Source organism: Atlantibacter sp. RC6 (assembly GCF_014193285.1).
GTDB lineage: Bacteria > Pseudomonadota > Gammaproteobacteria > Enterobacterales > Enterobacteriaceae > Atlantibacter.
This window is the reverse complement of the sequence record NZ_JACHZE010000007.1, coordinates 186,985-200,380: the sequence shown is the minus strand read 5'-3', so window position 1 is coordinate 200,380 and position 13,396 is coordinate 186,985. Positions and strand designations below refer to the sequence as shown.

At 57.6% G+C, this 13,396-nt stretch carries 13 protein-coding genes; 8 read left to right on the top strand and 5 right to left on the bottom strand.

The window, feature by feature from the left end; genetic code table 11:
* The first annotated feature begins 92 nt into the window (after positions 1 to 92).
* Entirely contained in the window at positions 93 to 1,202 is a 1,110-nt protein-coding gene (adrA, locus tag FHW74_RS16445) for a diguanylate cyclase AdrA (RefSeq protein WP_183171449.1), read from the top strand.
* A 31-nt stretch (positions 1,203 to 1,233) separates the two neighbouring features.
* On the opposite strand, the gene proC is transcribed toward adrA, so the two are convergent.
* Complete coding sequence (gene proC, locus FHW74_RS16440) at positions 1,234 to 2,043, bottom strand: pyrroline-5-carboxylate reductase (protein WP_183171448.1); 810 nt, start codon at positions 2,041 to 2,043, stop codon at positions 1,234 to 1,236.
* Positions 2,044 to 2,216: 173 nt separating this feature from the next.
* On the opposite strand from proC, the gene FHW74_RS16435 reads away from it, so the two are divergent.
* A complete protein-coding gene (locus FHW74_RS16435; RefSeq protein WP_125295540.1) occupies positions 2,217 to 2,672 on the top strand; it encodes a YaiI/YqxD family protein in 456 nt (151 codons plus the stop codon).
* Here FHW74_RS16435 and FHW74_RS16430 read toward each other — a convergent pair.
* The gene (locus FHW74_RS16430) at positions 2,669 to 3,406 is read right to left on the bottom strand and encodes a DUF2076 domain-containing protein (RefSeq protein WP_183171447.1); all 738 of its coding nucleotides are present in this window, start codon (positions 3,404 to 3,406) and stop codon (positions 2,669 to 2,671) included. The genes FHW74_RS16435 and FHW74_RS16430 overlap by 4 nt on opposite strands.
* Before the next feature lie 358 nt (positions 3,407 to 3,764).
* Between FHW74_RS16430 and aroL the strand changes: the two genes are divergently transcribed.
* The 4 genes from aroL (at position 3,765) to ppnP (ending at position 5,860) form a co-directional block, all read left to right on the top strand.
* Positions 3,765 to 4,289, top strand: coding sequence for a shikimate kinase AroL (gene aroL, locus FHW74_RS16425; protein ID WP_183171446.1), 525 nt, complete (start codon positions 3,765 to 3,767; stop codon positions 4,287 to 4,289).
* A 46-nt stretch (positions 4,290 to 4,335) separates the two neighbouring features.
* On the top strand, positions 4,336 to 4,527 hold the full coding sequence (gene yaiA, locus FHW74_RS16420; protein ID WP_125295537.1) for a protein YaiA: 192 nt from the start codon (positions 4,336 to 4,338) through the stop codon (positions 4,525 to 4,527).
* 257 nt (positions 4,528 to 4,784) lie between these two features.
* A complete protein-coding gene (locus FHW74_RS16415; protein ID WP_183171445.1) occupies positions 4,785 to 5,462 on the top strand; it encodes an AroM family protein in 678 nt (225 codons plus the stop codon).
* Between the two features lie 113 nt (positions 5,463 to 5,575).
* Positions 5,576 to 5,860 carry a pyrimidine/purine nucleoside phosphorylase gene (ppnP, locus tag FHW74_RS16410; protein WP_183171444.1) on the top strand — a complete coding sequence of 95 codons (285 nt, stop codon included), beginning with the start codon at positions 5,576 to 5,578 and terminating at the stop codon, positions 5,858 to 5,860.
* A gap of 32 nt (positions 5,861 to 5,892) precedes the next feature.
* Here the strand turns inward: ppnP and rdgC are convergent, their stop codons facing one another.
* Entirely contained in the window at positions 5,893 to 6,804 is a 912-nt protein-coding gene (gene rdgC, locus FHW74_RS16405; RefSeq protein WP_183171481.1) for a recombination-associated protein RdgC, read from the bottom strand.
* A 125-nt stretch (positions 6,805 to 6,929) separates the two neighbouring features.
* Here rdgC and mak point away from each other — a divergent pair, with 125 nt between their 5' ends.
* Entirely contained in the window at positions 6,930 to 7,835 is a 906-nt protein-coding gene (gene mak, locus FHW74_RS16400) for a fructokinase (RefSeq protein WP_183171443.1), read from the top strand.
* Between the two features lie 318 nt (positions 7,836 to 8,153).
* Here the strand turns inward: mak and sbcC are convergent, their stop codons facing one another.
* Together sbcC and sbcD are read right to left on the bottom strand one after the other, a co-directional pair.
* On the bottom strand, positions 8,154 to 11,297 hold the full coding sequence (sbcC, locus tag FHW74_RS16395; protein ID WP_183171442.1) for an exonuclease subunit SbcC: 3,144 nt from the start codon (positions 11,295 to 11,297) through the stop codon (positions 8,154 to 8,156).
* Entirely contained in the window at positions 11,294 to 12,508 is a 1,215-nt protein-coding gene (gene sbcD / locus FHW74_RS16390) for an exonuclease subunit SbcD (protein WP_183171441.1), read from the bottom strand. The genes sbcC and sbcD overlap by 4 nt, the downstream gene beginning before the upstream one ends.
* Positions 12,509 to 12,696: 188 nt before the next feature.
* Here sbcD and phoB point away from each other — a divergent pair, with 188 nt between their 5' ends.
* Positions 12,697 to 13,386, top strand: coding sequence for a phosphate response regulator transcription factor PhoB (phoB, locus tag FHW74_RS16385; RefSeq protein ID WP_183171440.1), 690 nt, complete (start codon positions 12,697 to 12,699; stop codon positions 13,384 to 13,386).
* Positions 13,387 to 13,396 lie beyond the last annotated feature (10 nt).

Genomic DNA, 13,396 nt, shown 5'->3' with positions numbered 1-13,396 from the left:
GTTTGATTTAAGTCTCACCCTAAATTTCATACTCCGCGCCGTAGACCCGTTTCTATACTCTGGGAAATTTGTCCAGTAAATCTCCTATACCAATGAATGATGAACAGACCTTCAACAAGTGGCGTCTCTGGGATATTTCGGCGCGCGAAAAACCTCTTAATGACGATAAATACCGCAGCGGTTTACGGTTTGCGCGTCGTATCTGGCTGCCGCGTACCGTAGGCCATTTTTGCAACTTCATCATGTTTGCTGGCGTGCTGGTGGACCAGGCGTTGCCGGGATGGTGGTGGTTGGCGCTGGTGATGTATGCCTTCGTCTGGCCGCACCTGGCGTTGCAAATCGCTGAACGTTCGTCGGATCCGATGACGGCGGAGCGGCGTAACTTAATTATCGATACCCTGATGGCGGGCATCGGGATCGCCATCATGGGCGGCAATGCGCTGCCCTGTTTGCTGCTCTCGATGATGGTTAATATGAACAATATCGGCGCATTCGGCGTGCGCTTTTTTGCCGCCGGGCTGATGTTGCAGATGATGACGGCGTTGATGTCCGTGCCGTTTATCGATGCGCCCCTTAACGTCACCACTACGCCGCTACAGTTTTTCCTCAGTTTACCGACTTTGATCATTTATCCCGCGCTGTTCAGCTTCGTTTGCTATCGCACGGCGGTCAATCTGGCGGAGCATAAGCGGCGGTTGCAGCAGATCAGCACCCGCGACGGGATGACCGGCGTCTATAACCGTCGCCACTGGGAGCAGTTGTTGAGCATTGAGTATGAAAACGCGCTGCGCTATCGCCGCGCCTCCACGCTGCTGCTGATTGACATCGACCACTTTAAGCAAATTAACGACACTTACGGGCATGATGTCGGCGATAAAGCAATTATTGCCGTCACTCAATATTTACAGCTTACGCTGCGGGTGAGCGATGTGATTGGCCGGTTCGGCGGGGATGAGTTTGCGGTGATCATGAGCGGCACGTCCCCGGAAAGCGCCGTCGCCGCTATGGATCGCGTCCACGAGCGTTTGCAGAACCTGAGTATTGATAATGCCGCATCGCTAAACGTGCAGATCAGCGTCGGCATCGCGCCATTCAATTACCATATGAAGGATTATCAGGAGTGGCTGAAAGCCGCTGACATGGCGCTGTATAAAGCAAAGAAGGCCGGGCGTAACCGAACCGAAGTGCATACGGTCAGATGAGCGCCAACGCGCGCCCATCTGACGTGGCGCATTAACCCTTGCTCAGCGCCTCGGATTTGGCCATGCATTGCGCCATGGCTCCCATGACCGCCGCGCGCAGGCCTTTCTCTTCCAGTACTTTTACCGCCTCAATGGTGGTACCGCCCGGTGAGCACACCATATCCTTAAGCTCGCCCGGATGTTTGCCGGTTTCCAGCACCATTTTGGCGGAGCCCATCACCGCCTGGGCGGCGAACTTATAGGCCTGGGCGCGGGGCATGCCGCCCAGCACGGCGGCATCCGCCATGGCTTCGATAAACATAAACACATAAGCCGGCGCAGAACCGCTGACCCCCACCACCGAGTGGATCATATATTCCGGCACGTTTTCCGCCTGGCCGAAGCTTCTGAACATGGTCAGCACCGCGTCGGTCTCCTCCGGTGACACCAGCGCGTTGGCGGTGATCGAGGTCATCCCGGCGTTCACCAGCGACGGCGTGTTAGGCATAGCGCGGATAATTTTACGATCGTGGCCCAGCGCCACGGCGAGCTGATCGAGCGTGATCCCGGCGGCGATGGATACCACCAGCGAATCCTTATTCAGGCTGGAGGCGATGTCGCCCATCACTTTTAGCATGATATTGGGCTTCACCGCGCCGAACACGATATCCGCCGCCTGAGCGACCTCCTGGGCGCTCTGCGCACCGTTGATACCATATTCGTGCTGCAACGCGGCGACATTATCGGCTGAAGGGGTATAGACCCAGATATTGCTGGCGGGTACGTCGCCGCTGGCGATCAGCCCGCCGAGAATGGCTTTTCCCATATTTCCGCAGCCAATAAAACCGATCTTCTTATCCATCTTATCCCTCCATCATGGTTATTTTTCGTTGTGCACGCCCCTAGCTTAACGCGCCTTTTACGGTTTTCGCTATCGCGGCGGCTTTCTGCAACCGTTAAAAATCGCCATACTTTTCGCAAAGCGGGTAGAATCCGCGTTTTTATTATCACGCCGCAGGCGGATCTGGAGTCAGAATGTCGATATGGGTAGATGCCGATGCGTGTCCGAACGTGATTAAAGAAGTGTTGTGGCGCGCGGCAGATCGCTGCCAGGTCATGGTAACGATGGTGGCCAACCAGAATCTGCGCGTGCCGCCCTCGAAATTTGTCCGGGCCTGGCGGGTGGAAGCGGGTTTTGATGTGGCGGATAATGAAATCGTGCGCCACTGCCAGCCGGGCGATTTGGTCATTACAGCGGATATCCCGCTGGCGGCGGAAGTCATTGCCAAAGGCGCGCATGCGTTGAACCCGCGCGGTGAACGCTATACCGAGGCGACGATTCGCGAGCGCTTAACCATGCGTGATTTTATGGAAACGCTGCGCGCCAGCGGTGTACAGACCGGCGGGCCGTCTACGCTCAGCCCGCGCGACCGGCAGCAGTTCGCCGCCGAGTTGGATAAATGGCTGCTGGCCCGCGCCCGTAACGCTTAAGTCCAGCTATCGTCGTCGCCGCCGAAATCGTTGCCGAAATCGTCATCGGCTCCAAAATCCGCATCGTCATTGGTGGCGTAGTCATTGACGTTGTCCTGCGGCAGACCGGCGTCCTGATTCAGGAACTGGCTGTCATCAGACTGGTTATAATCTTCCACCGCGTTGATCGCGCCGCTATCCGTCGGCTGGGTCGGATCGTCAATGATATTCACGATCTCTTCCGGTTGGCTGTGGCTGAACATGCTGGTCAGCATATTGGCCATAATCACGCCGCCCGCCACGCCGACCGCTGTTTGTAACGCGCCGCCCATAAAACCCTGGCCTCGTGGTGCGCCGTAGCCCTGCGCGCTTGCCGGTGGCGCATTGTACTGGCCCGGCGCAGCGCGGCCGTACTGGTCAGCGCCCGGTATCGGTTTGTCGACCGGACGCGCAGGCGTATGGTCGCCGCCGCCGAACAGTCCGGCCAGAAAACCGCCGCTACTCTGTTTTTGCGCCGCTTCATGTTCGCGCTGCGCCAGTTGCCCTTCCAGCGCTTGCAGACGCTGGTTGAGCTGTTTGATGGCGGCTTCCTGGATCAGGATAGTCTGCGCCATGTAATAGGGCGCTTGCGGCTGTTGCTGGAGATGGCTGACAATACGCGCCTCGGCTTCAGCGTCGCGCGGCGCGCTCTGGCTTTCCGCCTGTTGCAGACGGCTAAAGAGTCCATCGATCAGGCGTTGTTCTTCGGATTGCATGATTCATATCTCCGTCATTATGCATCTGTAATAACTATAATCCTGATTTATTCCCTCGATCGCGTTACGGGATAAATCTGCAAAACAGATCCGGTTGATAAAAGGAGGATCCAGATTGCGCATCAGGGGTTGTAATTGATAGTCAGTTTCAAGTAAGGTGGGCGCACCTTTCAGTGGTAGAAATTGTTTACATGCATCAGCCTGATTCCATACGGCCTGGCAGCGGAAAAAATTTCTATATTTCATTTTTGTAACTATATTTTTACACCTATCTTGTGTACTAGCTTGCTGGTATGATTACTATTCTTAACGCTAATAACGCCATCTCAACGGCTGAGATGCTGAGGACACTCCTTTCATGACTCAACCCCTTTTTCTGGTCGGGCCGCGCGGATGTGGCAAAACAACCGTGGGTCAGGGTTTAGCGGCATCGCTGGGGTTTCATTTTGTCGATACCGACCGCTGGCTGTTAGAACAAAGTGGCGCGACGGTGGCGGAAATTGTGGAACAGGAGGGATGGCCGGGATTTCGCGCCAGGGAAAGCCAGGCGTTGCAGGCGGTGACCCAGCCCGCCACCGTGGTGGCTACCGGCGGCGGTATGGTGCTGGCTGACGCCAACCGGGCTTTTATGCGCAATCACGGCGCGGTGATCTACCTGCAGGTTCCGGCTGAAACCCTGGCCGAACGCCTGATGGCGTCACCGGAAGAAGATCAGCGGCCCACACTGACCGGCAAACCCATGGTCGAAGAAATTGAGGACGTGCTGGCCCAGCGTGAAGCGTTGTACCAGGCGGCGGCGCATCATGTTATCGACGCCAGCCTGCCGGTTGACCTTATTATTGCGCGTATTCTGGAAGTGCTGCGTTTAGCTCGCGCGAGCTAGCGGTTGTCTATACTTAATACTTCGAATCCATTGATAAGGAAGTGTTATGGCATCCAGACCCCCGTATCCCCGAGAAGCACGCATTGTTACGATTGAGAAAGGCACCCCAGGGCAGACGGTGACCTGGTATCAACTGCGTGCGGACCATCCGAAACCTGACGCATTGATTAGCGAACATGAAACGGAAGCCGAAGCACTGGATGCGAAGCGGCGCTATGAAGACCCCGAAAAAACGTGACGCCATTCACAGGGGAGAGCGGCTGGCTCTCCCTTCCTCGCTCTCTTCGCCTCGACAAATTCCGAATTTACAATCAGCGAAACCGTTAAATTCCCGTTACTATTAAACCCTTACTCTGATAGCGGCTGCGACGAGAAGAAAATGCGCGGCAAGATTGCCAGAAGCTGCCAGGCTATATGGTTAATTTCTCCCCGATAACCGCATGGCGCAGTAAGCAGTGCAGTAAAAAAGCAAGAGATTAGACAGGCGGAATGAACATGAATCCTACGTTAGCGATACTCACCATTGGCGTTGTCCCCGTCGGCGCAATTTTACCGTTACTGGCGGGGCAGGTTCCTGAGGAGCAAATAAAGCATATCAGTCTTATGGGATCGCTAAGCAAGGAAGAAGCGTTACAGGAGTATGGCGTAGAACCCGGGCACGAGCCGATGCTGACGCTGTTAAGTAATAAAGAAGTGGTTGAAGTGTCGCATAAGAAAACCGAGCAAGCGCTGCAAAGCGCCATTGAGGTGCTGGATGGCCAGGGCTATGACGTTATTTTGTTGATGAGCACTTACCGCTTTACCAAACTTCGCGCCCACAATTCAATCTTACTGGAGCCGCAGCGCATCATTCCGCCGCTGGTGGCATCGATTGTTGATGGTCATCAGGTCGGCGTGATTGTGCCGATCCCGGAGCTGCTGCCCACCCAGGCAGAGAAGTGGGCGCTGCTGGAAAACCCGCCGCTGTATGCGTTGGCGAACCCGGTTTTCGACACCGAACAAGAGCTGGTGGAAGCTGGACGCACGTTAATCGACCAGGGGGCCGATGTGCTGATGCTGGATTGCCTGGGGTATCACCAGAAACACCGCGATTTGTTGCAGCAGGCGCTGGATGTGCCGGTGCTGCTGTCCAACGTGCTGGTGGCCCATCTGGCCTCCGAACTGCTGGTATAACTCAATTCTGTGATACGCGCTGGGCTTGCCTGAAATACCCGTCATTGTTAAAGCTGCAAGTTATATGAATTCGGGTATATTGGTTTTTCGACCATTTCTAAAAGGGCCTGTCCATGCTTCAAAGTAATGAATATTTCTCCGGTAAAGTGAAATCCATCGGTTTTACCAGTAGCAGCACTGGCCGTGCCAGTGTCGGGGTGATGGCGGAAGGGGAATATACTTTCGGCACCGCTCAGCCTGAAGAGATGACGGTCGTCAGCGGCGCGTTAAACGTGCTGTTGCCTGGGGAGGTTGAGTGGAAAACTTACGGGCCGGGCGACGTCTTTCATGTGCCTGGCCACAGCGAGTTCCACCTGCAAGTGGCGGAACCCACTTCTTATTTATGCCGCTATTTGTAATACCTTCACCCTCTTTGCGAGGGTGAATGCTGTCAGCGTTGGGCTTCGCCGCCCAACCCTTCCACCAGGCTGCTAATCAGGGCCGCCAGTTCGCCCGTCATCAGAATAAAATCGGCATCAAAACGTTGGGCCACGTCTTCACGGTCGATATCCTCATTCTGATCGCGCAGCTCGTCGGCAAACTTCAGGCGCTTAATCGAACCGTCTTCACACATCATAAACTGAATGCGCTGCTGCCAGTCGAGCGCCAGTTTAGTGACCACTTTGCCCGCCTCGATATGCACGGCGATTTCATCACTCACCAGTTCCTGCTTTTTACAGCGGATCACGCCGCCATCTTCCAGCATCGCTTTGAGTTCGGCTTCGTCCATCAACTGGAAGCCCTGTGCGGCGCTGCCGCTGCGCACCCATTCGGTCAGGGTCAGTTCCGGCGGCGTCTCCAGGGTCAGCGGCACTACCGGTAGCGAGCCCAGGCTTTTACGCAGCAGCGCCAGGGTATCTTCCGCCTTTTTGGCGCTGGCGCAGTCAACCATAATCAATCCGTTTACGGTATCGATCCACATCATGGTCTGGTTAAAACGGCTGAAGGCGCGCGGCAATAAGGAGTGCAATACTTCATCTTTCAGCGAATCTTTTTCGGTCTTTTTCAGCTTGCGCCCCTGGTCCGCTTCCAGTTTGGCGATCTTCGCTTCCAGCGCCTGTTTGATCACGGGCGCAGGCAGGATTTTCTCCTCTTTGCGGGCACAGATAACAATTTGACCGTTCGCAGTGTGCGTCAGCGCATCACTCTGTGAGCCCATCGGTGGCACCCAACCGGTTTTCGCCATATCCTGGCTGCCACAGGGGGTAAAGGAAAACGCCGCCAGCTGTTTTTCCATCTCTTCGGCTCGCAGCGAGATGTCGCGGCTGACGCGATAAACCATTAAATTTTTGAACCACAGCATGATATTTTCCACGGTCTGGTAGTTAAACGCAGCGGGCATGATAACGAAACCGCCGCTCAGTTTCATGGCCTTTGAGAGAAAGGCCCGCAACCGTCACTCTGAACTGCGTAAATAAGGGGCTTCTTGTGCGTATTGGGATTGATTTAGGTGGTACTAAAACCGAAGTGATCGCGCTGTCTGACGACGGCCAGCAATTGTATCGTCACCGGCTGCCCACGCCGCGTGACGATTACGCGCAAACGATTGAGACCATTGCCGAGCTGGTGCGGCTGGCGGAAGAGGCCACCGGCGAGCGCGGCACCGTAGGGATGGGCATTCCCGGATCGATTTCGCCCTATACCGGCGTGGTCAAGAATGCCAACTCCACATGGCTTAACGGCAAGCCGTTCGATAAAGATCTCAGCGCCCGGCTGGGGCGAGAGGTTCGCCTGGCGAATGACGCCAACTGCCTGGCGGTGTCTGAGGCGGTGGATGGCGCGGCAGCCGGGGCGCAAACGGTATTTGCGGTGATTATCGGCACCGGCTGCGGGTCCGGGATTGCGCTGGGTGGCCGCAGCCATATTGGCGGCAACGGCACGGCGGGGGAGTGGGGCCACAATCCATTGCCGTGGATGGACGCCGACGAGTTGCGCTATCGCGAAGAAGTGCCGTGCTATTGCGGCAAGCAGGGGTGTATCGAGACCTTTATTTCCGGCACCGGGTTCGCGACCGATTACCGGCGGCTCAGCGGGCATCCCCACAAAGGCAGCGAGATTATCCGGCTGGTGGAGCAACAGGACCCGGTGGCGGAGCTGGCGCTCAGCCGGTATGAAATGCGGCTCGCCAAATCGCTGGCGCACGTGGTGAATATTCTCGATCCCGATGTGATTGTGTTGGGAGGCGGGATGAGCAATGTGGATCGGCTGTATCAGACGGTACCGCAGTTGATTAAGCCGTGGGTGTTTGGCGGGGAGTGCGAGACGCCGATATTGAAGGCGAAGCACGGGGATTCGAGTGGGGTGCGGGGGGCAGCGTGGTTGTGGCCTCAATGATGGTTTGTGCTGGGGTGTAGGTTGGGATGTTTCGTTCGCTCATACTGTGTACATTTATGAGATACCGGCGTAGGCGAACGAGTCAGGGACGCTCGCCGCCGCGTCCCCGACACCCCAGGCTCCCGGCCAGCAAAATCGCCGCTTTGCGGTTCCCTCGGCTTCATCTCCTCGTTCCAGGTCGGTCGTGATGCTACATCCTGTAGCTCACGACCTCAGCCAGCATCCATGCTGGCTGACCTGGCTCGTCAATTGCGCCTCGGCGATTTTGATGCCGGACGAAAACCCCCAGCTCTGGCTCCGCAGGGGGGATTTTTGGAGTTAACTTACTGCGTATTCTTTTGCTAATCGGCTGACGCCGAGGCCGTTTATTTTCTTCACTTTGATTTGTACCGGGATGCGTTCTTTCATGGCTTCTACGTGGCTGATGACGCCAATGGTTTTGCCGGTGGCGTTGAGAGCGTCCAGCGCATCGAGGGCGATGTCCAGGGTTTCGGCGTCGAGGGTGCCGAAGCCTTCGTCGAGGAATAGCGAGTCGATGCGAGTTTTGTGGCTCACCAGATCCGATAGCGCCAGGGCCAGCGCCAGGCTCACCAGGAAGCTTTCGCCGCCGGAAAGGGTGCGGGTGTCGCGTACCGCGTCGGCCTGCCAGGTATCCACTACTTCCAGCTCCAGCTCTTCGCTGAGTTTACGCTTCAGCAAGTAGCGCCCGTGCAGCCGGTTGAGCTGCTGGTTCGCCAGCCAGACCAGATTATCGAGAGTTAAGCCCTGGGCATACTTGCGGAATTTGTCGCCTTTTTGCGAACCGATTAAGTGGTTGAGATGCGCCCAGGTCGCCAGATGGGCGCTGGCGTCCTCGATCTGCTGTTGCAGCCCTGACAGCCGTTCACGGTTGTCAGTATCCTGTTTAAGCTGTTGATTGAGTTCCCCCTGGCGGGTGGCGTTTTCGCGCAGCGCCTGGCTGAGTTGCGCCAGCGCGGCCTGTAAGGCGTCCAGATCTATCGTTAAATCAATCTCAGCAGGCGGTGCTTGCAGGTGGGCATTTAATGCCTGTTCTGCCTGGGCCTGCCGGGTTTGCTGCTCATGAAGCTGGCGCTCGGTTTGGGTTTTCAGCGCGCTCAGGCGCTCCAGCTCAAGCGGTTCCAGCACTGCGGCGAGAAACGCGGCTTCATCGGCAAAGGGGCTTTGCGCGAGCATTTGTTCAAATTCCTGCGTTAGCTGCGCTTCACGGACCTGTTCCTGCTGGCACTGTTCGCTGAGCGCCGTCCACTGGGCTTCCAGCGTCAGGCATTGATTGTGGCAGGCCTGCCAGCTTTCCAGCGGTTCGCCAGTGAAGGGCACAAGCTGCATCTCCTCATCCGGCAGTACTGCCAGCACTTCATCGCAGCGGGTAACAAGATTTTGCAGTGTAAGCTGGCGGGTTTGCTGTTGTTGCCACTGCTGCGCTTCCTGCTCGCGCGCCCGGAGCCACTCGGCTTCTTGTTCGTTATCGGGCAGCGTCAGCGCCAGCGCGGCAAAGTGTTCGCTGAGCGCCTGATAGCGCGCCGCCATCTCCGCTTCATATTTTGTGATGGCCTGCTGCCGCGCACGCGCGTCGTCCGCCAATTGTTGGTGCTGTTGCAGCAGATAAAGCTGCTGTTCGTACCGGGTCTGCGCCTCAAGCCACGGCTCCAGCGGCTGGCTGGCGTCCAGCGTCGCGTCCAGCGCCTGACACAGCGCATCCCATTGCGCATTCAGCGCCTGCGCTTTCTGGGTCATGCCTGCCGCTTCGGCGTCCAGTTCCATCTGCTGTTTTTGCAGCGAGCTTTGCTGGCCGCGCAGCGTCGCGCCCTGTTCGCCCAGCGCCGCTTTTTCTTTTTCAAGCTTTTGATAGCGCGCTTCGCTGTCGTTGGGCTGGATAGCGTTATAGGCCTCAATGGCCGGATGATGAGTGGAGCCGCACAACGGGCAGGGCGCATCGGGCCGGAGCCGCTCTCGCTCAGCCATCAGGCCCACGATGGTTTTTTCCAACTCCCAGACCTGGAAGGCATTCGCCGCCTCTTCCTGTTTTGCCTTATACGCCGCGCGCTTCTCTACCAGTTGGCGATCCAGCTCCGCTAACTGCCGGGCGATCCCCTGGCGTTGCTGGTCGATCTGCCCGGTGCGCTGGCGTTGGGCTGCAATATCGCGATGCAGCACCACCAGTTTCTGGCGCTGGTCGCGCTGGGCGGCGGCGCGTTGTAGTTGGCTGCTGAGTTGTTCCGGCGTCAGCGTCAGCGTGACGGGGGCCAGTTGCGCCTGTTTGTTGTTTACCTGATCCAGCGCGGCGCGCAGTTCGCCGAGGCGGCTGCCGTCGCGGCGGCGCTCCGCGAAGGCGGATTTCCAGCCAGCCAGTTCGTTTTGCCACAGGCCCCAGCGGTGATGGGTTTGCATCAACGCGTTGAGCTGTTCCAGCTCCGACCGTGAAGTGGCGGCGCGTTGAGCGATAGCGGCGCGGATCTGCTGGCGGCGCTGCTTTTCGTTAAGTAAGCGAGCGTTTACTTCATCGCGCTGGGTTTGCGTTCGCTGTAGCGCCTGACGCTGGTCGCGCCGTTGCTGCCACAGCGGGCGCAGTTTTTCGGCGGGTAGGGCTCGTTCCAGCCGGGCGATATCGGCCTGCGCCGCGAGCCGGGCCTGCTGCGCCTGCGCCAGATCGGTTTGCGTCTGCTGGCAGTGGCGTTCAAGCTGCGCTTTCTGGCTTATCCACTGGTGATGCTGTTGGTTGCGCTGTAGCGCCGTCTGTAGCGTTTGCTCCTGCGAAGTAAGCGCCTGCAAACTTTCTGTCAGCTGCTGGCGCTGCTCATCGCTGAGTAACAGCACGCCCTGCGCCTGTGACTGCAATTTTTCCAGATCGATCCGCGCCTGCTTGTGCTGCTCAAATACCCGCGCGGAAATGACTCCGTAAATCTCGGTACCGGTCAGCTCTTCGAGAAGCTCGGCGCGCTCCTGGGCTTTTGCATTCAGGAAGGCGGCAAACTGCCCCTGAGAAAGCATCATCGAACGGGTAAAGCGGTCATAATCCAGCCCGGTTAAGGTGGCAACAGCCTCGAGCTTGTCGTTCACTTTATCCGCCAGGATTTTACCGTCGGTGCTGCGTGCCAGTTCCACGCGGGGAGGCTGGAGTTTACCGTCCGGCAGATAGCGGGCGCGATACTGGCTCCAGAACGCACGGTACGCGACGCCTTTGACTTCAAATTCCACTTCCGCCAGGCACTCGGCGGTGTCGCGGGTCATCAAATCGTTCTGTGACTGGGAGATGGTGTTGAGGCGCGGCGTCTTGTGATACAGCGCCAGGCAAATGGCGTCGAGCAGGGTGGTTTTCCCCGCGCCGGTTGGCCCGGTGATGGCGAACAGGCCGTTGCTGGAAAACGGCTCCTGGGTAAAGTCGATTTTCCATTCGCCTTTCAGGGAGTTGAGGTTCTTGAGGCGCAGGCTCAAAATTTTCATGCGTTTTCCTCCTGCTGCATCGTCTCCAGGGTTTGGGCGAACAGCGTCCTCAGCCGGGCGGCTTCATCCTCTTCCAGCGCCTCGCTTTGCAGGCGGCGTTCAAACACCTCCGCGACGCTCAGTTCGCTCAACGTTTCGGTTTCCAGCCGGGCGATGGCCTGTTCCCGTTGTTCGCGATTGCGGCGCAGCAGGATCACCTCCACCGGCAGGTTTTCGGTCATGGCCACGATCTGGCGCTGCATATCGTGCAGGAAGTCATCGCTGACGATTTCGATATCCAGCCAGGTTTTCGGCTCGGCAGGTGCCTCGCGCCACTGTTCAAGCTGCTGCTCGATTTGCGCCAGCGTGCCTTTGATCATCGCCAGCGGCTGGGTGATCGGCACCTCCAGCGGGGTGATGTTTGCCAGCGACCCGGCGGAAAACTCCACCAGGTTGACTATTTTTGCGCCGCCGGTTTCATCAAAACTTAACGGGATCGGCGAGCCGCAATAGCGGATATGTTCGCTCTTCGCCACACACTGGGCGCGGTGAATATGGCCCAGCGCGATGTAATCCGCCGCCGGGAAATGGCTGGCAGGGAAGGCGTCCAGCGTACCGATATAGATATCGCGCACCGCGTCGGTTTTAGTGACGCCCAGCGCCGTTAAGTGCCCGGTGGCGATAATCGGCAACGCTCGGTCGCCGCGCAGCCGGCAGGCGGCGTCAAAGCACGCCTGATAGTGGCGGGTGATGGCATCCAGCAGTTGCAGCTGTTTTTCGCTGCCCGACTCGCCGGCGCGGCTGCGGGTGATATCGCGCGGACGTAAAAACGGGATCGGGCACAGCACCGCGCCCGGTTCGCCCCGGCGGTTATTAATCAGGATCGCCTGGCCTTCCGGGTGATGCTGCGCGCTGGCGATGACCCGGGTATTCAGGCAGGCCAGCAGCTCGCGGGATTCATTGAGCGTAGCGACGGAATCATGATTGCCTGCCAGCACGATCAGCTCGCAGCCTGTGGGCTGGAGATCCACCACAAAGCGGTTATACAGTTCGCGGGCGTAGCTCGGCGGCGAGCCGGTATCGAAAATATCCCCGGCGACGATGATGGCGTCCACCTGCTGCTCCGCCGCCGTCTGGCGCAGCCAGCTCAGAAAGGCCTGATGCTCTGCGGCGCGGCTTTTAGTATAAAAATTTTGACCGAGGTGCCAGTCTGAGGTGTGGAGGATGCGCATCGTCATTCCCTGTGGCGTAAAAGCGAAAGGGGGATTATAACCCTCCTTATACTTCACTGTCCTGACGCCAGATTTATACACCAAACTGATGGGTCATAAGACCGTCATCTTTTTCATAAATCTGTCATAAAACTGACGCATAATGGCGCCGCATTCAGAAAATTCGACTTAATTTGACAGGGCTAATCATGGCGAGACGTATCCTGGTCGTTGAAGATGAAGCGCCAATTCGTGAGATGGTGTGCTTCGTACTCGAACAAAATGGCTTCCAGCCGGTTGAAGCGGAAGATTATGACAGCGCGGTGAATCAGCTTAACGAACCCTGGCCCGATCTTATCCTGCTGGACTGGATGCTGCCGGGCGGCTCCGGGCTTCAGTTTATCAAGCATCTGAAACGCGAAGCGCTGACCCGCGATATCCCGGTGATGATGCTGACCGCGCGCGGCGAAGAAGAAGACCGTGTACGCGGGCTGGAAACCGGGGCGGATGATTACATCACCAAGCCGTTCTCCCCGAAGGAGCTGGTGGCGCGGATTAAAGCCGTGATGCGCCGCATCTCTCCGATGGCGGTGGAGGAGGTGATTGAGATGCAGGGGCTGAGCCTCGATCCCAGTTCCCACCGCGTGATGACCGGCGAAAATCCCCTCGATATGGGCCCCACCGAATTCAAACTGTTACACTTCTTTATGACCCACCCGGAACGGGTTTACAGCCGCGAACAGCTGCTGAATCATGTCTGGGGCACCAATGTCTATGTGGAAGACCGAACCGTGGACGTGCATATCCGCCGCCTGCGTAAAGCGCTGGAGCTGAGCGGGCACGACCGGATGGTGCAAACGGTTCGCGGCACCGGCTACCGCTTCTCAAGTCGTTTTTAATTACGATAAC